This is a genomic window from Herbaspirillum sp. GCM10030257 (assembly GCF_042666555.1).
In the GTDB taxonomy this organism is placed as follows: domain Bacteria; phylum Pseudomonadota; class Gammaproteobacteria; order Burkholderiales; family Burkholderiaceae_D; genus Noviherbaspirillum.
In genome coordinates, this window is sequence record NZ_JBHTDH010000011.1 from 20104 (window position 1) to 45051 (window position 24948).

The following is a 24948-nucleotide window of genomic DNA, read 5'->3' on the forward strand; positions in this document are numbered from 1 at the left end:
GGCCCTCAACCAATGCGGCGCACGGCCGGTATCACATATTCGCCTTTGATGAAACCGGCGCTCGGATGGTATAGCCGCAGGATCAGATAAAACGGCCCACTCGGTGCCGGCAGCCAGTTTGCCGTATCCGCTGGCGGCTCGTGACTGATCGTGATGACGAGTCCACGATCCGCTTCCATGCGCAGGCCAGGTGTCCGATTGCCAATGGCATAACGTCCGATCGGATTGTCGACGAAATAGTAATCCTTGCCATAGAGGGACACCGACCAAAAAGCTTGCGCCGGCGGCAGCATGCCGGGGTCGAAGCGCAATTCATAGCGATAGGCGCCGTCGAGCGGCTGACCGTCTTCGTCGTAATCGCCGAGGGCATACACGGCTTCATCCGCCGACAGCGCGCCAAGTCCTTTCATGGCGGTTGTAGCGCGCAGCAGATAATCATCGCCCCATTTGCCGAGCTTCAGACTGTAGCCCCAGCTCTTCCGGAACTGGCTGCGGGTATTGGTCTCAATCAGCTTCATGCCTTGATGGTAGGCGTTGACGAGACCCTGCACCACTACGGGTTTCAGTTTTGCCATATCAACGCCCTGCTCGATACGGATGCCGACGCGGCGCAGCAGCGCCAGCAAGCCGACCTCATCGGGGCGTGGCGGAAATTCCTTCAATGCGGCAAACAGATTCTGGAAAAAGTCGATCGCCGGCTCGTTCCCGCCGACCCATCTCTCGACGCACTGCGGACGACGGTTACCGGGAGGGCTGGTGATGGAAAATCCTGACTGGAAGGCGCACGCTGCCGGCAGGTCCTGCTCACCGTTTACCAGCACCCGGCCCAGCATCCAGACCAGCGTGGTCGGGCATTGCACGTCGATTGCGCCATCGGTGCTGGCAGCCTGTCCCGGCGCCAGCAGGCGGTAGGTGCCGCCCTCAACCGGGACGTTGCGCAGCCCGAGGTTGATAAAGTTGTCGGTGAATGCGTCCAGCAACTCCACCACGAAATAGCGGTCAGCGTCGGGGCGCGCAGGAATGGAAAGGGTCACTGGCCCATCGGCTAAATTAATCCAGCCGCAGAAGTAAAGCAGGTCATTTGCCGGCGTGACGATGTCGCGGTCTTCATGTGTCCATTGCCGCTGGCTGGCCGACAGCGTGTTGACAGGCGCACGTCCATATCCGGTGACTTCGGCGACCGATGTCTGCAGCCGGCAGGTACGGATAGCCTCGGTCAGTGGATAGCCGTAAATGACTAGCGGAATGGCGGCGGACGCGACATAGGCTTCCAGCGCGGAAGCGTACACTGGCGCGTCATACACTGGCGCTGCAGGATGATTCATGCAAGTCTCCTTGGTTGTACAAAATACTGTGCCTGGATGACGCTTCTGGCGGCGTCATGCCCATGGTGATATAGATCCCTGATGCAATCGCTCTGTAAATGCGATTGCTAAGCTGTCTCTTGCCATGCCGTATCCGCTCGCGTTGCGGAACCCGACAGCGGGCTTAAACCGGCAAACCTACCGCGCGCTCAATGGCACGCGTCATTTCCATCAGCAGCGGCGCTATGCGTTTTTCCAGCATGCCGCGCTTGATCTGGGAGCCCAGCACCGCGCAATTGAACAGTAACGGCCGGTTCAGATGAACAATCTTGGAATACACGCCCACGCCATGCACGCCGAGTCCCGCATCGCCTTCATTGAGCGCGTAGCCGCGCTTCGGATAATTGGCAATATTGAAGCGCACCGCATCGATATGCGCGTGATATTCATCGGGACGTTCACGCTTGGCGTCCGCGAGAATTTTGGTCAGGTTGTCCTTTGACAACGTGGCCAGGTATGCCCGGCCCATGGCGGTGGTCAGCACGGAACGCGTGGCGCCCGCACCAGGCTTTGCCGGCGTGCCTTCTTTATGAATGCAGGACTCCAGATACGTAATTTCAAGATGATGTGCAACGCCCATCGATACGGCGCCCTCTATCGAATCGGCTAAGTGTTGCATCATCGGATGCGCGATATGGCGAACCTGCAATCCGAGCAGGTAGGGATAGCCGAGTGCCAGCACCTGTGCGCCGACGAAGTACTTGTCGATGCTTGGATCCCAGTCGAGGTAGCCAAGCTGGTAGAGCGTTCGGCACAGGCGCGACACCGTTGCGCGAGGCAGTTGAAGCCGTTCAACCAATTCGCTGTTACCCATTGGGCGCGGCTCGTTCACGAAGCAGCGCAGCAATGCAAATCCCTTGGCGAGCAGGCCGCCAAATGACGGATCTTCTTCTCGGCGCTCGGCAATGTAGAGTTCGACTGGCTTGTTCATGTGACCTCGCATCAGTTGAGAGCTAGTCTGTTCCACTCCGGACGGGTGCGTCAACAATTGGAATCGATTCCCACCTATTGGGACAAAGCCTATCCCGCGTTTCGCCTCAGTTATTGCAAGAGGGAAATCAATTTCCTCATTACATGCTGCAGAGATGGTCAGCATTTATGCTGAATGCAATGCGTTGAAGGGCGTTCAAGATATCGAAACACTGCTTGTGACTTCGCCACTGCTAAAACAAACTGCCTGCATCTACATGATGAGGAACTGATATGACATCGACTTCTCCAGATGCGCCGGCAGCGTCCGGTCCTCTTTCCGGTATTCGGATTCTCGATATGGCAACGGTTCTCGCAGCGCCATTCAGCGCGACCTTGTGCGGCGACATGGGGGCGGAAGTCATCAAGCTGGAGCTCCCGGATGGCAGTGACTCTCTGCGTACGCTTGCCCCTGTCGACTTGTTCTGGAAAGTAACTAATCGCGGCAAGAAAGGCCTTACCCTCGACGTGCGCAAGCCGGAAGGAAAGGCCTTGTTCTTGAAGTTGATCGAAACCATCGACGTGCTGGTTGAAAACTTCCGCACCGGGACACTGGACAAATGGGGACTGGATATTGCAACGCTCCATCAAGCGAATCCGAAGCTGATTGTGCTGCGCCTGACTGGATTTGGCCAAACGGGGCCGTATGCCGCACGTCCGGGCTTTGCGAGGATTTTTGAAGCGATGAGTGGTTTCGCCAATCTGACCGGCGATGCGCAGAGTGGACCGCAGCATATGAATTTTCCGCTGGGCGATGTGGTCTCCGGCCTGTTCGGCGCCTTTTCGATTGCCACGGCCATTGTGCAGCGCGCCGCGCATCCGCAACAGCGCGGCTCCGAAATTGACCTGTCTGCAACGGAAGCAATGATGCGCCTTCTGGACCCGCTGGCCGCCGAATACGAAAAAGAAGGTGTGGTGCGTCAGAGGGCAGGCAATCGCGCCACCTATACGGCACCTTCGAACATGTACCGTACCGGCGACGGTGCTTATATCACGGTGGTAGGATCGTCGGCTGTCATCTTTCGGCGCTTATGTCATGCCATGCAGCGCCCCGAACTTGCCGACGATGAACGGTTTTGTTCCAACCCGGCTCGCGTAAAACATGTCGATGTACTGGACGGCATGATTGCGGACTGGTGTCTGGCGCAAGATTTTGCGGCCGTTGCGGCGGCACTCGATGAACACGGCGTTCCTTATAGCAAGATATATTCGATCGCTGATGTGGCGACCGATCCGCATTATCAGGCACGGCAGGCCTTGATCAGGCTACCCGACAAGGAACACGGTTCTCTGCCTGCGCCATGCATCGTGCCACGCATCACAGGGTTCGATCCTGCAGCGCCGCGTACCGGCCCCGACCTTGGCGAGCACAACGCAGAGATCCTGTCGACGCTGGGACTGTCTCGTGACCAGATGGATGAATTGCGTGGCGCGGGCGTCATTTAACCAGCTTGCAGGTGGCCGGCTATACTGTGATCATGCAGGTCAATCATCGCAGGGGTAATGGGTAATACCTATGAAGGCTGAGGAATCTGCCGAAATGGCCATGGAGAAGGATCCGCAATTTGCCACGACGCTGGCCCGCGGCATTGATATCCTCCTCAGCTACCGCGTGGGTGAATCCGTTCTCGGTAACCGGGAATTCGTACAGCGCACAGGCTTGTCGAAAACCACTGTGGCGCGCCTGACGCATACGCTGACGAGCCTTGGATATCTCCGTCATGATGTCAGCTTGGAAAAATACCGGCTTGGACCCGCCGTGCTTTCAATGGGCTATCCATTGCTGGCGAATATGCAGATCCGGCAGATTGCGCGGCCCCTGATGCGCGAACTGTCAGAACAGACCGGCGGCGCGGTGTCACTCGGCATTCGTGACCGTATCCACATGATTTACGTGGAAACTTCCCGGTCTACCGACAGGCTCGTCATGACGCCGGATATTGGCGCACCTCTACCTATCCTTACCACGGCGATAGGACGTGCCTGGCTGAGCAGGGCGCCTGCCGACGAGAGACAGGCCGTGCTCAATCAGATTCGGGTCAAGGATCCGGAGCATTACCAGCGTTTCTACCACGCTGCGATGCAGGCCGTGAACGCCTATGAGCAGCGTCATTATTGTGGCAACCGCGGAGAATGGCGCAGTGACGTATATGGTTTTGCGGTCCCGCTGTCACGCCCTGTCGATTCCAATTTGTTTGTGTTCAACTGCGGCATTCCTTCCTCGAGTGGCTCGTATGCGGCGATCGAACGCGAGGTGGCGCCGAAACTGGTGTCTCTGGTCCGCAGCATTGAGGTAATACTCGGCTTCACCTGAACGTTTTACAGGTGCGGCGGGAACATGGACGCTTCGACCTGTTTCACCATGTCAAGCAGACCTTGGGCGAGTTTGCTTTCGATGGTTTTGCCTTTGAGGCGCCCGGTCAGCACCCCGCAGTTGAATACAAGGATTTCGCCGTCGACCGCGGTACGCATCGGCACTGCAATCGCGTGCACGTCCTGCTGCCATTCCCCGCGTGCAATGCAGTATCCCTTCTCGGCAAGATCGGCTTTGGCCATCGCAACGATTTTCGTATTGTCAGCCTGCTTATCAGGGTGTAATCGGTTGATCTCTTCCAGTAGCCGGGCGCATTCTTCCTGGTCCGCCTGAGCCAGCCATGCGCGTCCCATGGCACTGGTCATGATGGGCAGCGATGCGCCGATGTCCGGGCGGAATGCCACTGCATCATGTCCGCGGCTGGTCTCGATATACACCATGTTGGTCCTGTCGCGGATACCAAGTGATACCGAGCCGCCGGCGTAGTCCGCGAGCGCCTTCATCAGCGGCCTGGCAATCTGCCTTACCCGTAGACTGGCGAGCAGCGGATAGCCTAATGACAGGGCAGTGGGCCCAAGTTGATAGCGGCGCAGATGCCCATCGTAGGTAAGCAGGCCGCGCGCCATGAGTGTGTAGGTCAGGCGTGAGACGGTCGCCTTTGAAAGACCGGTCCGTTCGGCCAGTTCCTTGTTGCTGAGCATGGACGAACCAACGCGAAAGCATTGCAGCAGGCTCAAGCCATGGGCGAGAGTGGTCGCAAAGTTGGGGTCAGGATGGTGGGCGGAGCTACGCATGAAAGTCGGGGTTTCAAACGGAATATGTCGTCAATCTTACCCGTCTCGATTCGATGGAACATGGTCTGACGTTCAAGATATCGAAACAATGGTTTCACATTGTCGGGGTTCTGGCTAGTCTGGTTTCTGACGAATCACATCTGACATTAGAAATACTGCGGTAAACGCAGACCAATGGAGCGACAAACATGATTAGAGACCCGGAAGGTTTCGACATATTTCTCGGCGATTTGCGCCGCTTTGTTAAAGAACGCTTGGTCCCGCACGAGAAAGCGGTGATGGAAAACGACGAAGTGCCGCAGGAAATCGTGCGCGAAATGGCGCAGCAGGGCATGTTTGGCTATTCGATACCTGAAGAATATGGTGGCGCAGGGATGACGACCGAAGAACTCGTGCTGGCAGCCATCGAGTTGTCGCAATGCTCGGTGGCTTTCCGTGCACGCGTCGGTACCAATACCGGCATCGGTTCCGAAGCGTTGGTTGCCGACGGTACGCGGGAGCAAAAGGAAAAATATTTACCCATGCTCGCCAGTGGCGACGTCACCGGCGCCTTTGCCTTGACGGAGCCGGAAGCTGGGTCGGAGGCGACCGCGCTCAAGTCGACTGCGCGTCGCGAAGGCGATGTCTACATTCTCAATGGCACGAAGTGCTTCATCACCAATGCACCCATCGCCGGCCTGTTTACCGTAATGGCGCGGACCAATCCGCAGGTGCCGGGGGCGGCAGGGATCTCTGCCTTCATTGTCGAGAGAAATACACCAGGCCTGTCGACCGCGGCCCCCTATCGCAAGATGGGCCAGGAAGGGTCGCCCGTGTCGGAGGTCCATTTCCACGACTGCCGGGTGCCGGCCGAAAACCTGATCGGCGGCGAGGAAGGCATGGGTTTTCGCACGGCGATGAAGGTTTTGAACAAGCAGCGCATTCATCTTGCGGCCTTATGCACCGGCCCTGCGATCAGGATGCTGGACGAAGCGATCCGATTCGTCACCGAGCGGCGCCAGTTTGGTCAGCCACTCGCTGACTTCCAGCTGATTCAGGCAATGATTGCGGACTGCCAGACTGAAATCCATGCCGCGCGTGCCCTGATCCTCGAAACCGCGCGTCAACGTGACCGTGGCGAGGATGTGACATTGGCAGCCTCGATGTGCAAATACTTTGCTTCAGAAATGTGCGGCCGTGTCGCGGACCGCTGCGTACAGATGTTTGGCGGCTACGGTTACATTGCCGATTATGGCATCGAGCGCTTTTATCGCGACGTGCGCCTGTTCCGTCTTTACGAAGGCACCAGCCAGATCCACCAACTGAACATTGCAAAACGAACACTTGCCGCGCATGGATACCGGGAAGGTAAGTAATTTTTGTTCTAAAGAACCATCAGCCACCCCATTAAGGAAAGATAAGGAGACAGTATGTTGAAAACCCTGATAACAGCAGCGGCAGTCGCCGTCGCGATGTCGCAGCCTGCCATGGCCGAAGCTGGCTACCCGTCAAAACCGATCAGGATGATCGTGCCATTTGCACCCGGAGGCTCGACCGATGTGGTAGCCCGTATACTCGGCGCGGAACTCAAGAACGAACTTGGACAAGCTGTCATCGTGGAAAACAAGCCTGGCGCCGGCGGCAATATCGGCGGCGATGCGGCAGCCAAGGCCAGCCCCGACGGGTACACGATCCTGATGGCGGCAGCCGGACCGACTGTCATCAACCCCAGCCTCTACAGCAAGATGCCGTATGATCCGGTCAAGGATCTCGCACCGGTAACCATGCTCGTACGAGAGCATAATCTGATGGCGATCAATCCATCCATTCCTGCAAAAACGTTGCAGGAATTCATTGCGTATGCCAAGTCCAAACCGAATGAAATCAATTTCGGGTCACCTGGCAACGGCAGCCCGGCACAGCTTGCCGGCCAGTTGATGAATCAGACCGCCGGCCTGAAAATGGTACATGTCGGATACAAGGGAAGCGGTCCCGCAGTGGTCGACCTGGTCGCCGGGCATATCAGCATGATGATCGACAACATGCCAGCTCTGCTTCCGCATGTACAGAGCGGCAAGCTTCGTGCAATTGCCGTACCCAGCGAAAGTCGTGCTTCAGCCCTGCCCGAGGTGCCGACTTTTGCCGAAGCCGGCATGAAGGACTTCGTGATTACGGCATGGAAGGGCGTCATGGTTCCTGCCGGCACGCCACCTGCGGTGGTGAACAAGCTGCAGGCGAGTATCGCCAAAATCATGGCGAAGCCGGAGATCAAGAAGCGCATGATCGAGATGGGTGCCGAGCCGGTAGCCAATACGCCGGAACAGTTCGGTGCCATCATCAAGAAGGAATCGGCATGGTGGGGCGCGCTGGTGAAGTCGACTGGCACCAAGCTTGAATAGACGGATCATTCAGAGCCATATCAACCCATAGCGAAAGAATTTATGTCAGTCCACCATGACAGTCGCCCGGCCGATATCCGCATGCTTCGGGAACGCTTGAGGGATTTCATCAACACCGAAGCGATTCCCCGCGAAGATCCCCAGCTTGCTCATGATGTCGGCCGTCTCGATGCCGTCATCGGGGAGTTGCGGCAGAAAGCACGCGCGGCTGGATTGTATGCGCCGCAGTTGCCGGTCGAGCTGGGGGGGCTTGGCCTGAGCTGGCAGGACCGGGCCGGCATCCTGGAAGAAGCCGGCCGCAGTTTTCTCGGTCCGGGTGCGCTTAATTGCGCGCCGCCCGACCAGCCAAACATGATCAATCTTCTGCGTAATGGCACTCCGGAGCAGCGGCAGCGTTATCTGATGCCTCTGATCGCGGGTACGTTACGCTCCTGCTTTGCAATGACTGAACCTGCACCGGGTGCCGGGTCCGACCCTGGGATGTTGAAGACGAGTGCGGTCAGGGTTGGCAAGCGATGGCATATCAACGGACATAAGTGGTTCATTAGTGGTGCGGTCGGCGCGGCATTTGCAATCGTTCTCGCCCAGACGGAAGAGGGAGCCACCCTGTTCATTGTCGACGCCGATCAACCAGGTTATGAAGTCGTGCGCAATATCGGCAGCATGGATGGTTATCAGATTGGCGGCCACGGCGAACTACGGTTTACCGATTGTGAGGTGGACGAGGACGCAGTTCTGGGCGAGGTAGGGAAGGGGTTCGATTACGCGCAGGAACGGCTGGAACCCGCTCGCCTGTCACATTGCATGCGTTTCATAGGACGCGCATCCCGCGCAATGGAAATCGCACAGGATTATGCGGTCAGTCGCACTTCGTTCGGCAAGCCTTTATCAGAATTGCAGCAGGTGCAAGCAATGGTCGCCGACTCCCATATCGACCTGCATGCAAGCCGGTTGATGAGCCTGCACTGTGCGGCGCGAATGGATGCGGGCGAATCGGTGAAGCACGAATCGGCCATGACTAAGATATTCGTGTCCGAGGCCGTCTATCGCGTCGCCGACCGGGCAGTGCAGATCATGGGGGCGCTGGGGATTTCGGATGACACGCCGGTGTCGATGATATTGCGCGAGCTTAGGCCATTCCGCATCTATGACGGCGCAAGCGAATTGCATCGAGCAACCATTGCCCGTCGGGTTTTTCGGGAAGGGTTGTGCCCCTGACGACCATCCCGGAGATCTGGCAATGTCGCCTTGCCTCTTGCAGCGGGCGATTTTTCTGAGTAAATCCTCCCAAGCCGGCCACCATAAAAAACGACATGTCCTTCAGGCTTAAGATGAGATGATTAACTGGCAGAGCAATCATGCGCCAGGTTGTTGGTGACGACCCAGTCCGTGCGGTGGGTAGTGACCGCAGCCCGGAACAGTTTGACTTTGTAATTTTTGGGGAAACCCTTGATCTTGATGAGCTTGCCATGCGTCCAGTCGTGATTGCTCCACGCCAGCGCATCGACGCGGCGATACGAAGCTTGTCCACCTAATCGTCGCTCTGACGATTGTCTTTGAACGTAGTTGTTTTTAGTTGCCGTACAGAAATTTTTATTGCGCATTTTCAGAGACCGTGTAACATGGCAAATAATTTCCGTGCGGCAACATAAACGTTGCCGGTAATGCCGAAGACCCGAATTTTTGTCTTGGTATTCGGCGTCTTGATAGCTTTTAGACACTAATCTACCCGCTAGCCAAGATCTGCGGAATGGAAGGGCTGCCGACCGCTCGCTCAATATTCGCTCACCACCAACGTAAAGGAAATTTTGTGAACAAATTATTCAAGGTAGCTGCATTCAGTTTTATCGCTTTCGGTCTCAATGCCGCGTCCCTTGCAAACGAACGCGGGACCATTGATGATGCCGTGGCCATGGTTAAAAAGGCAAAGGCATACATCAAGGCTAATGGCCATGAGAAGGCCTATGCGGAATTTTCCAATCCCAAGGGCCAGTTCGTTGACCGCGATATCTACATCTTTGTGTTCGACAAGAAGGGCAATACCCTGGCGCACGGCGGTAATTCCAAGCTGATCGGCAAAAATCTGTACGACCTTAAGGATGTCGACGGCCTGTATTCGACACGCGCGCTGCTCGAAACCGCACAAAAAGGCGGTGGCAAGACCAATATCAAATTCCTCAACCCAGTGACGAAGGCTGTGGAAGCCAAGACGGCTTACTCGGAAATGGTCGACGACGTCATGATCGGGTCCGGCGCATACGTGGCCAAGTAACTGATCGTGCAGAACGGAGAAAGAGCGGTCCGTCTCTTTCTTCGGCCTCCACCGGACTTCCGTCTCTTTGTCCCTCACTTGCCATTCGCGCGTATGGGGCGATACACGAATCACATAAGTAAAAATGCAATGGTAGGTTCAACATGAATATGCGTAGTGTACGTATTGGCACGCGGCTAACCATCGGCTTCTCGATTATATTGATCATGCTCGTGTTTGTCGTTATAACGGGAAATGTCATCAGCGCCCGGAATAACCACGCACTGAAAGTGGCACTGGAATCTGCGAATACGAAAATTACGCTTGCAACAGACATGAGGAGCGCGCTTTTGCAAGCCGCTATCGCAACGCGAAATGTCGCCTTGCAGACCGAGGTCACTGAGACCCAACGCGAGCAGGCCATCGCAGAGACGGAATACAAGCGTTATGCAGCACTGCACGAAAAAATTGTAGCGGCAGGGCTCTCTCCTGCCGAAAAAGCGATTCTCGACAATATCGCCCGCATCAACAAGGAAATGGCTGAGCCGTTCGTCCAGGTCATCGGCCTGGCACTGCTATTCGAAACGGAGGCAGCAGCAAAAGTATTGTCATCAACCATCGATCCGCTCAGCCGCAAGGCAATGTCGGAGACTAACAAGCTCGTCGACATTCAGAAGGCGTATGCGAGTGAAGTCATGCTGGCCACGGCGGCTGCTAGCAAGCAGCTGCAAATCAAGCTCTATCTGATTGGTGCGGCGGCGCTGGTGGTTGGTATGGCTTGTGCATGGGTACTGACACGTAGCATTACCCATCCTTTGCAGCATGCGGTTACCCTTGCCGAGAAAGTCGCTTCAGGCGATCTCACTTCGAAGGTAGACGTGATCGGCAAGGATGAAATCAGCAATCTGCTCACTGCCCTCAAACACATGAACGGCAACCTGTACGACACCATATCAAAAGTGCGTAATGGCACAGATACGATTGCAAGCGCGTCGACGCAGATCGCGGCCGGCAATCTTGATCTATCGTCTCGCACCGAGCAGCAGGCCAGCAGCCTGGAGGAAACCGCTTCATCCATGGAGGAACTGACCTCCACGGTTCGTCAGAATTCCGATAACGCTCGCCAAGCGAACCAACTGGCACAATCCGCGTCCGATGTCGCCGTGAAGGGCGGTGTCGTTGTGGGACAGGTAGTCGACACGATGACTTCAATCAATACTTCGTCCAAGCGGATCGTCGACATCATTGGCGTAATCGACGGCATTGCGTTCCAGACCAATATTCTGTCGCTGAATGCCGCCGTCGAGGCAGCACGCGCCGGAGAGCAGGGTCGAGGCTTCGCGGTTGTCGCAACCGAGGTGCGCAGCTTGGCCCAGCGTTCGGCCAATGCGGCCAAAGAGATCAAGAGCCTGATCGACGCGTCGGTGGCCAATGTCGACGCTGGTACGAGGCTTGTCGATGAAGCGGGCGTCACCATGGGCGAAATTGTCGACAGCGTCAAGCGCGTCACCGACATCATGGCCGAGATTATGGCGGCAGGCCAGGAGCAGACATCTGGCATCGAACAGATTAACCAAGCCATCTCGCAAATGGATCATGTCACACAGCAGAATGCATCGCTGGTGGAGGAGGCTGCCGCTGCCGCAGAGTCGTTGCAGGAGCAGGCCCGCAGCTTGTCCGACGTTGTGAGTGCGTTCAAGCTCAACGACTCGCAGGTGGCAATGCATCTCAATGCCGAAACATCCATTCCACGACATGACGGGACTGCTTTACTGCCCAGTACCTCACTTCGCCGTTTGGCGTAAACCGCAAGGCACGCCGAAGGCCATTGCTCATAGGCCTGATGTAAAAGTTGTAGAGAGGCCCTGGATGCCCTCTCCTACGAGTAATCTTATTTATTGAAACGCGTCTTTATAAACGTAATCATGAAAAAAATCGACAGTTCCACCTTTGACCCGATGACTTCAGTATCACGCCGTAAATTCCTTGCGGGCGCAACCGGCACTGCCGGCATGCTGGCGCTCGGCTCCGCCCCCTCTGTGTTTGCACAGCAACAGCCTGCGCTGGCGAAATCGGGCAAAGGTATGGTGACAAGCCCTCACACGCTGGCCACCGAGGCCGGTCTGAAGGTACTCCGCGAAGGTGGTAACGCGATCGAAGCCGCAATCGCAATGGGTTCCGTTATTGCTGTTACTTATCCGCATTTCTGCGGCATCGGCGGCGACGCCATCTGGATCGTTGCAGACAGCACCGGCCGCCAAACCACCCTCATGGGGATCGGTCAGGCAGCGGAAAAGATCCCCGCATATACTGGCGGCAGCATTCCCCTGCGCGGAGCCGGCTCCACTGTAAGCTCCGCTTGCACGGTGGATACCTGGGGGAAGGCGCATGAGTTTTCGACGAAGAACTGGGGCGGCAAGAAGAGCTTTGCATCGCTGCTGGATGCCGCAATCGGCTACGCCGAAAATGGATTCCCTACAACGGCTTCACAGGTGTTCTGGCACGACTTCCGCAAGGATGACGTTGCAAATTGGGATGGCTTCGGCAAGATCTTCATGCCCGATGGGAAGCCGCGCAAGGTTGGGGAAAACTTTGTGCAGGCCGACCTGGCGCGTAGCCTAAAACTTATTGCCAAAAATGGCGCCCGAGATTTCTACGAAGGCGAACTGGCCACGAGGATCGCCAAGGGCCTTGCAGCCGTCGGTTCGCCGCTAACGGCCAGCGACCTGAAGCGCACGCAGACCAAGGAAGCGGCACCCGCATCGCTCGACTACCGGGGCGTTACATTGCTGGCTCCGCCGTCTCCAACCCAAGGCATCTCCACTCTGGAAATCATGGGAATACTCAGGGAATTCGATCTCAAGAGTGTTCCGGAAGGCAGTGCCGACTATTACCATTTGTTGGTCGAGGCAGTAAAGCAGGCATTCCTTGATCGTCCCGGCATTGCCGATCCCGACTTCGTCAGGCAGCCAGTCGAGCGGTGGCTGTCGAAGGAACATCTCTCGCGCAAGGCGGCGGCGATCGACAAGGCTAAAGCCATGCCATGGCCACATGTCTTCAAGACAGGCGATACGGTGTACTTCGGCGCAACCGATTCCGAGGGGCGTAGCGTAAGTATTCTACAAAGCGTGTATTTCGACTGGGGCAGCGGCGTAGTGGTAGGCGACACCGGGATGATATGGCAGAACCGCGGTGCGGCATTCAGCTTGGATCCGAAGAGCCCGAACGTCATCAAGCCGGGCAAGCGTCCGTTCTATACGCTCAACCCCGGCATGGCCCTCAAGGATGGCAAACCCCATGTGCTGTACGGGACACAAGGAGCAGATGGTCAGCCACAAACCTTGTCTGTCGTGCTGACGCGTCTGCTCGATTACAAACTGGATCCTCTGCAGGCGCTCGCTCGTCCGCGTTTCCTCCTGGGTAAAACGTTTTCCGACAGCCGCGACAGCCTCAAACTGGAGCGCGATGCCGGGACCGAGGTATTCAAGGAACTTGCGCGTCGCGGCCATGAAATGAGCCCGATTGCTTCAAACAGCCCGCTCGGAGGTCAGGCAGGCGCTATTGTTATCCATGGCGACGGCCGCATCGAGGGCGCGCATGATCCGCGCAGTGACGGCATGGCCCTTGGTTTGTAATAACGTCGCAGTTGGAGGCTAAAATCCGTCATGGTGGGAAGAGTGTTTGAAGTTTTTCCACCGTGACGGGTACAGCCACCGGTGCGCCGGCGTCAATGTAAACTAAGAGATAGACACGACCTCCGATCAGCGAATGATGAGTACAAAACCAAGCGGATTCCAACAACAGGTTAGCGAGCTGGAGTGGCCCATAGTGGGCGCGACCAGCGTCATGTTCTTCTAAGGGCAGCAAATTCCGCTCAGGCAAGCCCAGCTTGCGGTGGCCATGGTAGGGGAAAATTAAACCCTTAGCCTGAACTGCGGCAGGGTGATTTCATCCGACACCTTTTCGAAGCAGACCTGCACCCGACTGCCGATCTTAACCGCTTCAATCGGGCTGTCTACGATATTAGCCATCATACGTACGCCTTCGTCCAGATCGATCGCGGCAACTACGTAGGGGACCAGATCGTTCATCGCTGCGTTAGCTGCGCGGCGGTTGATTGTATAAGTGTAAACCGTGCCTTTGCCACTGCATTCTATCCACTTAACGTCTTCGGACAGGCAGGATATGCAAAATTCACGCGGATAGAACTGGCGCGTCTTGCAGTGGGTACACTCCTGAACGATCAAACGGTTTTCCTTCGCCGCATCCCAGTACGGCTGAGTGATCTTGGTCGGTTGCGGCAGAGGGCGTTGGGTTTGTGTCATCGTCAGACTCCGAGTATCAGGGTGGTGTTGCAGGAAAATACCAGGCCGGGCGCATGTACCAGCGCCAGGTCGGCCTTGGGCAACTGTCGTTCTCCGCATTCCTTGCGCAGCTGGTGCACTGCTTCGAGCAATAGCAGCATGCCAAACTGACCGGGGTGGTTGTAGGAGAGGCCACCGCCGGAGGTATTTATCGGGAAATCGCCGCCGGGCGCTAGTCGGCCATCGGCCACGAACGCGCCACCTTCGCCGCGTTTGCAAAAACCCAGTTCCTCCAGTGACTGGATTACGCCAATGGTGAAGTGGTCGTAAATTTGCACTACATCGATATCTGCGCGCGTGACGCCTGCCATTTCCAGTGCTTCGTTCGCGGTCTGGGCCACGCTGGTGTCTAGCCAGTCGGAAGTGTTGAAGGGCGTGTAGTGATGGGAGAAAGATTCGGCGATGCCCATGACATACACCGGCGGCCGCCTGAGGGACTTGGCACGCGCGGCAGAGGTGAGGATGAAGGCGCCACCGGCATCGGTCACCAGGCAGCAATCGCGCTGACGCAGCGGATCGGCGATCATCTTCGATGCCATCACTTCCTCGATCGAAGTCTCTTCACGCCGGTAGGCATTGGGATTGAGTTGCGCCCACTTGCGTGCTGCGACTGCCACTTCCGCCAAGTCCTTGTGCGTGGTGCCGTAGCGCTGCATATGCAGTTGCGCAACCATGGCATAGTAGCCAATGGGACTTAGCTGCCCGTAAGGCGTGACGAACTGCCCACGGGGCATGCGCATGTCCTCGGGCGTACCCCCAACCTTGCGCGTTCCATCGGACAACTGCGTGCTGCCATAAGCCACGAGAGCCACTTCGCACATGCCGGCATTGATCGCAGCCATCGCATGGCGGATATGCATGACATTGGACATGCCGCCGACGCTGGTCGAGTCCACGTAGCGCGGCCGGATGCTGAGATATTCTGCAAGTTGCAGACTCGAGAACTTGTCGTCGACGTGAGCGAACACGCCGTCCACGTCCTTCAGCGTGAGGCCCGCGTCGCGCAAGGCACGCGCGGCGGCCTGCGCTTGCAAATCGAGCGAGGTCATTCCAGGTACCTTGCCGAGGTCGGACTCAGCGGCACCCACGATGGCGACGGATTTTGAAAGATTCTTGGTCATAAATGTACGATGGTCGTGTTGAGGTTCGAATGGGCGGGGTCACAATGTCCTGGCGATCAGCTCACGCATGATCTCCGAGGTGCCTCCGTAGATGCGGTTCGGCCGCACATCGGTGTAAGCGCGGCCAATCGGATATTCGCGCATGTAACCGTTGCCGCCGTGGAATTGCATCAGATCATCGATCGCGCGCGTTGCTTCCGATGCCCAAAGCTTGGCCATCGCTGCGCCGCCGGCATCCAGGTCGCCATCGAGGTATTGCTGAACGCTGCCGTCAACAAAAGCGCGCGTAGCCGCAGCCAGCGTCTTGATATCGGCAAGCTTGAAGCGGAGATACTGGTTGTCGATCAACGGCTTGTCGAAGGCGCGCCTTTGCTTCGTATAGTCAATCGTCCATTGCAGCGCGGTTTCCAGAGCGGTTGCGCAACGCACCGCAATCATCAGGCGTTCGCGTACCAGTTCCTTCATCAAGTAGCCGAAGCCCTGGTTGGGCTCGCCCAGCATTTCGTCTTCCGGCACGAACATATCTTCGAAGAACAGTTCGACTGTGTCCTGTGCCTTTTGACCGACCTTATCCAGCAATTGCCCACGCGAAAACCCAGGCGTCGTGGTATCGACCCAGAACAGGCTGATGCCGCGTGACGCGGCACTCGGGTCCGTCTTGGCGACGACCAGTACCCGGTCCGCGTGAAAGCCGTTGGTGATGAAGGTTTTCTGGCCGTTGATCACATAGCCGCCTTGGACCTTGGCGGCCGTGGTGCGGATCGCCTTGACGTCGCTGCCGGCGCCTGGTTCCGTGATCGCCAGCGAGGCAACGATGTCGCCCTTGGCCATGCCCGGCAAGTAGCGCTGCTTTTGGTGCTCGGAACCGAAATTGAGCAAGTAGGGCGCGACGATGTCCGAATGAGTGGTAAAGCCCGTCACGCCGGTGGCGAGCGCTCGGGCAATCTCTTCCACCACGATGATGGTGTGTAAAAAGTCGCCGCCGCCGCCGCCGTACCGATCAGGTGTGCTCGGCAACAGGATGCCGGTCCGCCCAGCCTTGCGCCACAATTCCCGTGGCACCATTCCGTTCTTCTCCCACTGGTAGTGGTACGGGGTGATCTCTTCGCCGATGAAGCGGGCGACAGTGTCGCGGAACATCTCGTGCTCCGGCATGAAGAATCTGCGCTTCTGGTTCATGCTGCTCCCTGGTGGATTAACGGGCAATGCCCTTTTCGGTTGGCCAGTAACGCTGCTTGACCAGGCGTTTCAATAGTTTGCCGGTCTCGGTACGTGGCATGTCGTCGGAAAAATCAATACTTCGCGGACACTTGATGGGCGACAGCCGTTCTCGGCAGTAAGCCATCAGCTGTTGCGCCAGCTCGGAGCTGGCCTGACCCGGGTCACGTAACTGCACCACAGCCTTGACCTCCTCGCCGAACTCGTCGTTCGGTACACCTACCACTGCCACATCTGCCACTGCCGGATGCATGCACAGCAGGTTCTCTGCTTCCTGCGGATAGATGTTGACGCCGCCGGAAACAATCATGTTGGAAAGCCGGTCGGTCAGGTAGAGATAGCCTTCCTCATCAAGGTAGCCGATATCGCCGTATGTGGCCCAGCCGCGCTCGTTGTACACCTCACGCGTCTTGCCGGGGTCTTTGTGGTATTCGAAGGACCCGCCGCCCGAGAAGTAAATCAGGCCCGGCTCGCCTGGTGGCAATTCGTGCTGGCCGTCTTCGCTCAGGATGTGTACCTGCCCGAATTCCGGCTTACCGACCGAACCTCGATGCGTCAGCCATTCCTCGGAACCGAGCGATGTCCGGCCGACCAGTTCCGTACCGCTGTAGTACTCGTACAGGATAGGACCCCACCACTGGATCATGGCTTCCTTCACCTCGGCCGGGCAGGGCGCTGCGGCGTGCACAGCGTAGCGCAGAGACGACAGGTCATGGCGCTCGCGCTCTTCTCGCGGCAGGCGCAGCATGCGGATGAACATGGTTGGAACCCATTGCGAGTGCGTCACGCCAAAGGTATCGATCGCGTCCAGGGCACCGGCCGGGTCGAATTTTTCCATCATCACGCAAGTGCCGCCAGCGCGCAGAACCGCCATGTTCCAACGCACCGGCGCGGTATGATAGAACGGCGCCGTAGAAAGATAGACCGTGTTGCGGTCAAACGCCTTCCAGGTGCTGCTGGCGGCATTGCCAACGCGGAAGAACTGGTTGGCCGTAGCGAGCGGACGTTTGATGCCTTTCGGTAATCCGGTAGTGCCCGAAGAATACAGAAAATCAGTGCCTTCCAAGGTATTCGGCAGACGCACGTCATCTGGAATGCACCCTATCCAGGATTCGTAATGCGCTGCGCTCGCGTCAGTCTCGTCCATGCTGACACAAGCGACGCCGAGTTCGGTCATGCGGCGAACATCGACCTCCGCGCAGGTAATGCCGGAATAGAACAGAAGGCGCGCGTCGCAATTCTCGATGATGTATTGGGCCTCGTCGCGCTTCAGATGCCGACTGATGGTGGTGTAGTACAGACCGATACGATGCGCTGCCCACAGCAACTCGAAATAGCGCAAGTGGTTTTCCAGGAATACCGCGATCACATCGCCGGTTCGGCAACCTGCCTCCAACAGCGCAGCCGCGCACTTGCGGCTGCGCTGCTCGAGTTCGCGCCATGTGACGGCTTGTCCCGACGGGACCATACGGTAAGCTACACGGTCAGGCATTTCCTTTGCATAGACTTCAAGTGGCGACATGCTTTTCCTCTCTGTCGATTACTGCGCCAGGCTGGCAACGCCATTGCTCAGCACGACCTTGTCGCGTTCATGGGCCAGGACGCGAAACTGCAGGCGCGAGCCGTCGCGCCAGACTTCGGTGCGCAGCGACTCGCCTGGAAAGACCGGTGACGAAAAACGGGCGGCGATGCCGGTCAACCGTTCCGGCGCGGTCGGGGCATAGATCTGCAGCAGTGCCCGGGCCGCCATGCCATAGGTGCACAGGCCGTGCAGGATGGGGCGGTCGAAGCCTGCCGTCCGTGCCATGTGCGGCAGGACGTGGACTGGATTGAGATCGCCGTTGAGGCGGTACAGCAAGGCTTGCTGCGGAAGAGTGGATAACAGGACTACCTGGTCTGGCACGCGCTCTGGTGTGCCGGGCAAGGCTTCCGGGGCTTCGTCGCCCTGACCGAAGCCGCCATCAGCCCTGCAGAAGGACACGTGCTCGACCGTGGCCAGCGGCTTGCCGGTTTCAGCATCCGTGATTTCCCGGATGGTTACTACCAGCGCGCCCTTGCCGGCACCTTTGTCAACGACGCGGCTGACCCTGGTCGTGCTACGCACCGCGCCGTGTGCGGCCATCGGGGCATGGAAGGTCATCCGGTGCTCGCCGTGCAGGATTTTCAGCCAATCGATGCCGGTGGCTGGATCGGCGGCCCAGCCGTTTGGCGCTCCTATGGTGGCGAGGAATGTTGGCACAACTGCTGTCTGTTCTTCATGCACATAACGGAGCTCGTTTTCATCGATAGGATCGCTGCCGTACCCCAACCCGAGCGCGTAGATCATGCAATCGCGTGCGGTGTAGCGGTCAATACGATCTTCGAATTTCCAGTTGCGCAGGTTGTGATAATCGATTGCCATGCTCTTGTCTCCTTGCTCCATATTCCTTGCCGACCGCTACTGTGTGCCGCCGGCGCCTCTGGTCATTCCACCCGGATGTTGGCGGCTCTGATGACTTTTTCCCAGCGGTCCTTCTCGGATCGAATGAAGGCATCGAACTCCGCAGGCGTGCCGCCTAGAACTTTTCCGCCCTGCTGGGCCAAGGTCTTTTTCACCTCTTCGTCAGCCAGCACCTTGTTCAATTCCGCATTCAGGCGGTTGACGATGGCGGGCGGAGTATTGGCTGATACGAGCACGCCAAGCCATGCGCCGACATCGATATCGGGATAGCCTTGCTCCGCGAGAGTGGGAACGTCGGGCAGGATGGGGCTGCGGTCTTTGGTGGTAACGCCGAGCGCCCGCAACTTGCCTCCCTTGACCAGAGGAGCTACGGTGATCACGTTCTCGACCATGAAATCGACTTCGCCTGCCACCAGATCCTTGGAGGCGGGCGCGGCGCCCTTATATGGCACCGTGACGGCAGGGAAATCGAGCCGGTTTCGCACCAGTTCACCCCCAAGATGCCCCGAGGTCCCGATCATGGAAATGGCCATTGATAGCCCGCCCTGCTTGTTCCTGGCATAGGAACGGAACTCATCCAGAGTCTTAACCGGGGTATTGGCATTGATGACCAGAGCGTTAGGCATCGTGATGACGCTGATTACCGGTGCAAAGTCCGACATCTTGTAGGGCAGTTTGTTGTACAGCGTATAGTTGACGGCGTTCGGCCCGCTGCTGCCCATCACCAGCGTGTAACCGTCGGGTTCGGCGCGCAGCATGCTCTGCATGCCCAGGATGCCGGCTGCGCCAGGCACGTTTTCGACCACCACTGGCTGCTTTAGCTGTTCCGACAGCTTTTTGCCTATCACCCGGCTGGTGATATCCAGAATCCCACCAGGTGAACTGGGCGCGATCAGGCGAAGCGGTTTGCTGGGGTAGTTGTCGGCTGCATGGGAAGTCTGGAGCAGGGAAAGGGCGGTGGCCAAGCCGGCAATCATTGCCAGCGCGTTACGCCTAGAGTTCTTCATTGGAGTCTCCTGTACGGTTCTTGAATCGATGTAATTCTGCGTTCCGGGGTTTGGCGGCAACCCCAGCTTTCACTCAATCAACCTTCAACCCGGTGGCTTTGACCACGCCCTGCCATTTCTCCATCTCGGCCTTCAAGAACGCCTTGGCTTCGTTCGGCCCCCCGGTCAAGGGCTTGGCGTAAATGCGCTCGACGAAGCTTTGTACATCCGGTTGCCTGTTGATTTCGGCGATCGCGTCAGCCAAGGTGGTCAGGATGGGAGTCGGCACCTTCGCCGGCGCTGTCATGAAATAAACCGCCTGCACGTCGTAGCCCTTCAAGCCCGCCTCCTCGATGGTTGGCACATCGGGCATGGCTTTCATGCGCTCGGGCCCGGTTACCGCAATGGCCTTCAGCTTTTTGGCCTGGATCAGCGGGATGGCGGTCGAGACGCTGCCAAACATCATGTCTACCGTACCTGCCATGAGATCGACTTCCGCTGGTGATACGCCCTTGTAGGGGACATGAGTCATATCGACCCCGGCCATGACCTTGAAGAGTTCGCCTGCGAGGTGGATGGAGGAACCCATGCCGGCAGAACCGAACGTCAGATTGCTATTGGGTTTTTTAGCCTCCCGAATCAGGTCGGCAACGCTGTTGAGCTTGGAATTAGGTGGCACCACCAGAATGTTCGGCGTCGAAGCGACCATGCCGATCGGCGCCAGCTCCCGCTCCCAGTCGTAAGGATTGCGCTTCATGGCGGCGTTTGCCGCCACATAGTTGGCAGCCATCGCAATCGTATAACCGTCGGCTGGGGCCTGGGTCAGCGCTTGGACGGCGATATTGCCGCCACCGCCTGCACGGTTTTCCACAATAAATGGCTGATTGAATTTTTCACCCAGTTTCTTTGCGTACAGCCGGGCCAGCTGATCCGTGGCGCCGCCCGGCGCAAAGCCAACATAGATGCGCACCGGCTTGTTTGGATAAATATCGGCGCCGAAGGCCGCTCCTACTGCGGCCACGCTCAATACCGCGGCTAACAATCCCTTCAAAACTGCCATGGTCAGTCTCCTTCCTATAGGTAGAGTGGAATGCCGGGCGCTGCGAATATTTTCCGACATGCCGAAAATTATAACCGTATACCGAAAGAACTTGTCAAGTTTTACGGCGTACCGTATAGTTTTACGTAAGCCCGGATTAAATTTTACGGCCGAGAACTCGGCGCGATCACAAACATTGCGCAATCAGCAATCATTCGCTAACGGAGGATGAAAGATGGACCTGCAGCTCACTGGTAAAGTCGCGGTAATCACTGGTTCTGGCCGTGGGATAGGCTATGCCTCTGCCTTGGCGCTGGCGCAGGAGGGTGCCAAGATTGTCATTACCGATATCGACGCGGAATCGGCGGCACAGGCTGTCGCCAACCTGAGAAACGCCGGCCATGAGGCAATCGGCGCCGTACTCGACGTTTGCAACAATGAACAGGTGCAGGAAATGGCGCGGCAAGCCATGCGCGAATTCGGCAGCATCGACATCCTGGTTAACAACGCCGGCTTTACCCGCGACAAGTACCTCCTCAAGATGCCGGTCGAGGACTGGGACTCGGTGGTGGATACCATTCTGAAAGGCGCTTACTACTGCACCAAGGCTGTTCTGCCCTCAATGATGGAAAAGCGCTGGGGTCGTGTCATCAACATCGCGTCACGCGCACACTGGGGCAATCCGGGGCAGACCAACTATTCCGCGGCAAAGGCCGGCCTAATTGGTTTCACCCGCGCCCTGGCGCTCGAACAAGGCAAGTTCAACATCACGTCGAACGCAATCGCTCCAGGCCTGATCGAAACTCCCTTGGTGCGCGGGCTGTCCACGTACGACATGCTGCGCACTAACGCTCTTGCCCACCAACCGGTACAACGTTTGGGCGCGGTCGAAGACGTCGCTAACGCAGTTACCTTCCTGGCCTCAGACCGGGCCTCGTTCATCACTGGCGAATTACTGCACGTAACCGGCGGCCGCTATTCTTCGTAACCACTGCATCGTGCCTTCATCCACACCAATCACTATGCAAAGCACCAGCGAAACCAACATGGACACGGTCCTGACCGCAGCACCGCCCGTAGGGCTTGAAGTTGGCCATTCCTTTCAATCGGCCGGCCGCACTATCACCGAGAGCGACATAGTCAGTTTCGCCGGCCTGTCGGGCGATTTCAATCGCCTTCATGTTGATGAGGAATACGCCAGGAGCACACCGTTCGGACAACGCATCGCCCACGGCTTGCTGGTGCTGTCCATCCTGTCAGGTCTGACTACGCAGTCAAATGGCTACCGGCAGCTGGAGCCCTTTGTGCTGGCGTTGCTGGACATTAACTGCCGCTTCCCGAAGCCAACCTTCATCGGCGACACGATTTTTGTGCAGGTTACGGTAATGGAAAAAATCAAGAACTACCGCCCCGGCAAGGACAAGGTGGTGTTTCGGCGTGAGGCAATCAATCAGCGCGGTGAGGTGGTCGTGCAGGCTGACTTTGCGATGATGATGCGATCAATGGGAGAACGCATATGAAACCATTCGTCGATCTAACGCGTTTTATCAATCCGCACAACGTCGTTGTGGTTGGCGCTTCCGCGCGGGAATCAAGTCAGGGGCGCCGCCTGTACGATAACCTGCGGCTCCACTCGGCGATCCCAGGCAAGATCTACCCGGTCAATCCGGCATACCAGGACATAGGTGGCAAAACGTGCTGGCCGTCGATCCGTGATCTGCCAGCCGACGAGATCGATGTCGCGCTCATCGTGGTCAATGCCTCGCTGGTGCTGGACAACTTGAAGCAATGCGTGGAACGCAGTATTCCATTTGCTATCGTAATGACATCCGGCTTTTCCGAAGTGGGTGAAGAAGGCCGAAGACTGGAAGGCGAAATTGCAGCGCTGTGTCGCACCACCGGCCTCCACGTCTATGGACCAAACTGCCCAGGCTTCGTGAACGTTCGCGACCGACTGGGCATGAACTTTTCACCAGCCTTCAAGGATGACTTGAATAGCGGCTCTATCGGGCTTGCAACGCAGGGCGGGGGACTCGGCCGCAACCTGCTGCAGGGGCTTTCGTTTGGCGATGGCATAGGACTGTGGTTTTCCGCTGGGAATGAGGTCGATCTGGAAATCCCTGATTTCGTCGCGCACATGGCGAATGATCCGCAAATCAGAGTCATCGCGCTGCTGATGGAGGGTGTCAAGGATGGTCGGCGGCTCACGGCAGCGTTGGAGCTGGCGCGCGCCCGTAACAAGCCGGTGGTGGTGCTGAAGATCGGGCGATCGGAAGCCGGCGTGCGCGCCGCCCAGTCGCATACCGCTTCCGTAGCGGGGACGGCGGCCGTCAACAGCGCAGTATTCCGCCAGTTTGGCGTGACTGAAGTGGGCGATCTCGACGAGTTGCTGGCCGTGGCGAATCTTCTCACACGGGTGACGTCCAAAAGCGGCAATGGTTTGTGCATCTATACTTTTTCCGGCGGTACTGCCGCCCTCGCGGCCGACATCGCCGGCGCCGCGGGCCTGCCGCTTTCCACCCTCTCTCCTGCCACGTCGTCTGCCCTCAAAAAGCTTCTGCCGGATTTTGCCAACATCGGCAATCCGGTCGATACTACCGCTGACATCCTGCGCAATCGGGCTTTGTCGAACGAATGCCTGCGCATCGTGTGCGCCGACCCCGCGGTGGGCACCGTTCTGTTTCCGATCCCGATGGACTATGGCGACATCACTGAGGACATGGCTAGAGGCATTGCCGAAGTCGTGGCCGAAACCGACACATTGATTGTCCCGGTCTGGATGAGCCGTCGGCTGGGCGGTGGCTTCCAGTTGTTGGAAAAGGCAGGCCTGTTGCCCTTCCTGTCCATGTCAGACGCGATTGTGGCCCTAAGCAAGGCGATCTCCTGGAAACCGCAGGTATCTCATTCAAGAGCTGTTGCGGACAAAACGGAAAAGACCGCCGGCGGTACGCGTATGGTGAGCGAAGCGGAGACCAAGGCCATGCTGCATAAAGCCGGGATCCGCATCCCGGAAGGGCAGGTGGCTCAGAGCGTTGAAGAAGCAGTCGAGCACGCAAAACAACTAGACTTCCCGGTGGTGATGAAAGTTGCCAGCGCGCAGATCGCCCACAAGACCGAGGCAGGCGGGGTCAGGCTCAATATCGCTTCTGCGGATGCCGTGCACGAAGCCTTTGCCGCAATCCATGAATCAGTCCGACGATATGCCCCGGCCGCGGTAATTGACGGCATCTTGGTTGAAAAAATGCTGCCCCGGGGTGGGCGCGAAGTGCTCGTCGGCGTACACCGCGACATGGCGTTCGGCCTGATCCTGACGTTCGGCTTGGGCGGCATCTTCGTCGAGACCATTCGGGACGTGGCGCACCGTATGATCCCGTTGTCGCAGGAAGACGCACGCGAGCTGGTACGCGACATCAAGCATGTCGAGATACTGGAGGGTGTGCGTGGTCAGCCGCCGGTCGACTTTGCTGCCCTGGAAGCCCTGATCGTACAGATCTCGGATTTCGCCTGGGAGCACCGCGACACGCTCCACGAAATGGAACTCAACCCCGTGTGGGTTGGTACGACAGGCGAAGGCGCCGTGCCTCTGGACGCGCTGATTGCCTTCCGAGCTCGCCAGGAGAGTGAGTGACCGATTTAAAAGCCAGGCAACATGAAGTCGGCTCACAATGCAGTGCAGGATATGTGCAAGACCGAGCCGCCTTCAAAAAACA

22 protein-coding genes are annotated in these 24948 nt (G+C 57.7%); 12 read left to right on the plus strand and 10 right to left on the minus strand.

From position 1 onward, the window contains the following. Positions 1-5 precede the first annotated feature (5 nt). Both ACFQUU_RS17095 and ACFQUU_RS17100 read right to left on the minus strand, forming a co-directional pair. Entirely contained in the window at positions 6-1325 is a 1320-nt protein-coding gene (locus tag ACFQUU_RS17095) for a DUF1254 domain-containing protein (RefSeq protein ID WP_382249240.1), read from the minus strand. A gap of 163 nt (positions 1326-1488) precedes the next feature. Continuing rightward, positions 1489-2295 carry an IclR family transcriptional regulator gene (locus ACFQUU_RS17100; protein ID WP_382249241.1) on the minus strand — a complete coding sequence of 269 codons (807 nt, stop codon included), beginning with the start codon at positions 2293-2295 and terminating at the stop codon, positions 1489-1491. 272 nt (positions 2296-2567) lie between these two features. On the opposite strand from ACFQUU_RS17100, the gene ACFQUU_RS17105 reads away from it, so the two are divergent. Both ACFQUU_RS17105 and ACFQUU_RS17110 read left to right on the plus strand, forming a co-directional pair. Next, positions 2568-3779 carry a CaiB/BaiF CoA transferase family protein gene (locus tag ACFQUU_RS17105; protein ID WP_382249242.1) on the plus strand — a complete coding sequence of 404 codons (1212 nt, stop codon included), beginning with the start codon at positions 2568-2570 and terminating at the stop codon, positions 3777-3779. A gap of 70 nt (positions 3780-3849) precedes the next feature. Continuing rightward, positions 3850-4647, plus strand: coding sequence for an IclR family transcriptional regulator (locus ACFQUU_RS17110; protein ID WP_382249243.1), 798 nt, complete (start codon positions 3850-3852; stop codon positions 4645-4647). Between the two features lie 5 nt (positions 4648-4652). Here ACFQUU_RS17110 and ACFQUU_RS17115 read toward each other — a convergent pair whose 3' ends face one another. Next, positions 4653-5441 (minus strand): IclR family transcriptional regulator, encoded by a 789-nt coding sequence (locus ACFQUU_RS17115; protein ID WP_382249244.1) that lies wholly within the window; start codon positions 5439-5441, stop codon positions 4653-4655. Between the two features lie 188 nt (positions 5442-5629). On the opposite strand from ACFQUU_RS17115, the gene ACFQUU_RS17120 reads away from it, so the two are divergent. The 7 genes from ACFQUU_RS17120 (at position 5630) to ACFQUU_RS17150 (ending at position 13705) form a co-directional block, all read left to right on the plus strand. Beyond that, positions 5630-6796, plus strand: coding sequence for an acyl-CoA dehydrogenase family protein (locus ACFQUU_RS17120; RefSeq protein WP_382249245.1), 1167 nt, complete (start codon positions 5630-5632; stop codon positions 6794-6796). A 54-nt stretch (positions 6797-6850) separates the two neighbouring features. After that, positions 6851-7819, plus strand: a complete 969-nt coding sequence (locus ACFQUU_RS17125; RefSeq protein WP_382249246.1) for a Bug family tripartite tricarboxylate transporter substrate binding protein — start codon at positions 6851-6853, stop codon at positions 7817-7819. An 81-nt stretch (positions 7820-7900) separates the two neighbouring features. Beyond that, positions 7901-9037, plus strand: coding sequence for an acyl-CoA dehydrogenase family protein (locus tag ACFQUU_RS17130; protein WP_382249395.1), 1137 nt, complete (start codon positions 7901-7903; stop codon positions 9035-9037). A gap of 140 nt (positions 9038-9177) precedes the next feature. Further along, positions 9178-9354: a hypothetical protein gene (locus tag ACFQUU_RS17135; protein WP_382249247.1), complete on the plus strand. Its 177-nt coding sequence runs from the start codon at positions 9178-9180 to the stop codon at positions 9352-9354. A 275-nt stretch (positions 9355-9629) separates the two neighbouring features. Further along, on the plus strand, positions 9630-10091 hold the full coding sequence (locus ACFQUU_RS17140; RefSeq protein WP_382249248.1) for a cache domain-containing protein: 462 nt from the start codon (positions 9630-9632) through the stop codon (positions 10089-10091). A gap of 149 nt (positions 10092-10240) precedes the next feature. Continuing rightward, on the plus strand, positions 10241-11875 hold the full coding sequence (locus ACFQUU_RS17145; RefSeq protein ID WP_382249397.1) for a methyl-accepting chemotaxis protein: 1635 nt from the start codon (positions 10241-10243) through the stop codon (positions 11873-11875). 120 nt (positions 11876-11995) lie between these two features. Further along, positions 11996-13705 carry a gamma-glutamyltransferase family protein gene (locus ACFQUU_RS17150; protein WP_382249249.1) on the plus strand — a complete coding sequence of 570 codons (1710 nt, stop codon included), beginning with the start codon at positions 11996-11998 and terminating at the stop codon, positions 13703-13705. Positions 13706-13984: 279 nt separating this feature from the next. Here the strand turns inward: ACFQUU_RS17150 and ACFQUU_RS17155 are convergent, their stop codons facing one another. The 7 genes from ACFQUU_RS17155 to ACFQUU_RS17185 form a co-directional block, all read right to left on the minus strand. Continuing rightward, positions 13985-14395 (minus strand): Zn-ribbon domain-containing OB-fold protein, encoded by a 411-nt coding sequence (locus ACFQUU_RS17155; protein WP_382249250.1) that lies wholly within the window; start codon positions 14393-14395, stop codon positions 13985-13987. Positions 14396-14397: 2 nt separating this feature from the next. After that, complete coding sequence (locus ACFQUU_RS17160) at positions 14398-15555, minus strand: acetyl-CoA acetyltransferase (RefSeq protein WP_382249251.1); 1158 nt, start codon at positions 15553-15555, stop codon at positions 14398-14400. 39 nt (positions 15556-15594) lie between these two features. Then, positions 15595-16734 (minus strand): acyl-CoA dehydrogenase family protein, encoded by a 1140-nt coding sequence (locus ACFQUU_RS17165; protein WP_382249252.1) that lies wholly within the window; start codon positions 16732-16734, stop codon positions 15595-15597. Positions 16735-16750: 16 nt separating this feature from the next. Next, positions 16751-18295: an AMP-binding protein gene (locus ACFQUU_RS17170; RefSeq protein ID WP_382249253.1), complete on the minus strand. Its 1545-nt coding sequence runs from the start codon at positions 18293-18295 to the stop codon at positions 16751-16753. A gap of 18 nt (positions 18296-18313) precedes the next feature. Beyond that, positions 18314-19174: a MaoC/PaaZ C-terminal domain-containing protein gene (locus ACFQUU_RS17175; protein WP_382249254.1), complete on the minus strand. Its 861-nt coding sequence runs from the start codon at positions 19172-19174 to the stop codon at positions 18314-18316. A 62-nt stretch (positions 19175-19236) separates the two neighbouring features. Further along, positions 19237-20220, minus strand: coding sequence for a Bug family tripartite tricarboxylate transporter substrate binding protein (locus ACFQUU_RS17180; protein ID WP_382249255.1), 984 nt, complete (start codon positions 20218-20220; stop codon positions 19237-19239). 73 nt (positions 20221-20293) lie between these two features. Next, positions 20294-21259, minus strand: a complete 966-nt coding sequence (locus ACFQUU_RS17185; RefSeq protein WP_382249256.1) for a tripartite tricarboxylate transporter substrate binding protein — start codon at positions 21257-21259, stop codon at positions 20294-20296. A gap of 214 nt (positions 21260-21473) precedes the next feature. Between ACFQUU_RS17185 and ACFQUU_RS17190 the strand changes: the two genes are divergently transcribed. The 3 genes from ACFQUU_RS17190 to ACFQUU_RS17200 are packed head-to-tail and all read left to right on the plus strand — an operon-like array spanning position 21474 to position 24866. Continuing rightward, positions 21474-22226 carry a beta-ketoacyl-ACP reductase gene (locus ACFQUU_RS17190; protein ID WP_382249257.1) on the plus strand — a complete coding sequence of 251 codons (753 nt, stop codon included), beginning with the start codon at positions 21474-21476 and terminating at the stop codon, positions 22224-22226. A gap of 34 nt (positions 22227-22260) precedes the next feature. Continuing rightward, complete coding sequence (locus ACFQUU_RS17195) at positions 22261-22758, plus strand: MaoC/PaaZ C-terminal domain-containing protein (protein WP_382249258.1); 498 nt, start codon at positions 22261-22263, stop codon at positions 22756-22758. Beyond that, positions 22755-24866, plus strand: a complete 2112-nt coding sequence (locus tag ACFQUU_RS17200; protein WP_382249259.1) for an acetate--CoA ligase family protein — start codon at positions 22755-22757, stop codon at positions 24864-24866. Before ACFQUU_RS17195 ends, ACFQUU_RS17200 begins: the two co-directional genes overlap by 4 nt. Positions 24867-24948 lie beyond the last annotated feature (82 nt).

Excerpts from the sequence above, each read along its gene's own strand:
- ACFQUU_RS17095 (WP_382249240.1), bottom strand. The coding sequence starts at position 1,325 with ATGAATCATCCTGCAGCGCCAGTGTATGACGCGCCAGTGTACGCTTCC.
- ACFQUU_RS17100 (WP_382249241.1), bottom strand. The coding sequence starts at position 2,295 with ATGAACAAGCCAGTCGAACTCTACATTGCCGAGCGCCGAGAAGAAGAT.
- ACFQUU_RS17105 (WP_382249242.1), top strand. The coding sequence starts at position 2,568 with ATGACATCGACTTCTCCAGATGCGCCGGCAGCGTCCGGTCCTCTTTCC.
- ACFQUU_RS17110 (WP_382249243.1), top strand. The coding sequence starts at position 3,850 with ATGAAGGCTGAGGAATCTGCCGAAATGGCCATGGAGAAGGATCCGCAA.
- ACFQUU_RS17115 (WP_382249244.1), bottom strand. The coding sequence starts at position 5,441 with ATGCGTAGCTCCGCCCACCATCCTGACCCCAACTTTGCGACCACTCTC.
- ACFQUU_RS17120 (WP_382249245.1), top strand. The coding sequence starts at position 5,630 with ATGATTAGAGACCCGGAAGGTTTCGACATATTTCTCGGCGATTTGCGC.
- ACFQUU_RS17125 (WP_382249246.1), top strand. The coding sequence starts at position 6,851 with ATGTTGAAAACCCTGATAACAGCAGCGGCAGTCGCCGTCGCGATGTCG.
- ACFQUU_RS17130 (WP_382249395.1), top strand. The coding sequence starts at position 7,901 with ATGCTTCGGGAACGCTTGAGGGATTTCATCAACACCGAAGCGATTCCC.
- ACFQUU_RS17135 (WP_382249247.1), top strand. The coding sequence starts at position 9,178 with ATGCGCCAGGTTGTTGGTGACGACCCAGTCCGTGCGGTGGGTAGTGAC.
- ACFQUU_RS17145 (WP_382249397.1), top strand. The coding sequence starts at position 10,241 with ATGCGTAGTGTACGTATTGGCACGCGGCTAACCATCGGCTTCTCGATT.
- ACFQUU_RS17150 (WP_382249249.1), top strand. The coding sequence starts at position 11,996 with ATGAAAAAAATCGACAGTTCCACCTTTGACCCGATGACTTCAGTATCA.
- ACFQUU_RS17155 (WP_382249250.1), bottom strand. The coding sequence starts at position 14,395 with ATGACACAAACCCAACGCCCTCTGCCGCAACCGACCAAGATCACTCAG.
- ACFQUU_RS17160 (WP_382249251.1), bottom strand. The coding sequence starts at position 15,555 with ATGACCAAGAATCTTTCAAAATCCGTCGCCATCGTGGGTGCCGCTGAG.
- ACFQUU_RS17165 (WP_382249252.1), bottom strand. The coding sequence starts at position 16,734 with ATGAACCAGAAGCGCAGATTCTTCATGCCGGAGCACGAGATGTTCCGC.
- ACFQUU_RS17170 (WP_382249253.1), bottom strand. The coding sequence starts at position 18,295 with ATGTCGCCACTTGAAGTCTATGCAAAGGAAATGCCTGACCGTGTAGCT.
- ACFQUU_RS17175 (WP_382249254.1), bottom strand. The coding sequence starts at position 19,174 with ATGGCAATCGATTATCACAACCTGCGCAACTGGAAATTCGAAGATCGT.
- ACFQUU_RS17180 (WP_382249255.1), bottom strand. The coding sequence starts at position 20,220 with ATGAAGAACTCTAGGCGTAACGCGCTGGCAATGATTGCCGGCTTGGCC.
- ACFQUU_RS17185 (WP_382249256.1), bottom strand. The coding sequence starts at position 21,259 with ATGGCAGTTTTGAAGGGATTGTTAGCCGCGGTATTGAGCGTGGCCGCA.
- ACFQUU_RS17190 (WP_382249257.1), top strand. The coding sequence starts at position 21,474 with ATGGACCTGCAGCTCACTGGTAAAGTCGCGGTAATCACTGGTTCTGGC.
- ACFQUU_RS17195 (WP_382249258.1), top strand. The coding sequence starts at position 22,261 with ATGCAAAGCACCAGCGAAACCAACATGGACACGGTCCTGACCGCAGCA.
- ACFQUU_RS17200 (WP_382249259.1), top strand. The coding sequence starts at position 22,755 with ATGAAACCATTCGTCGATCTAACGCGTTTTATCAATCCGCACAACGTC.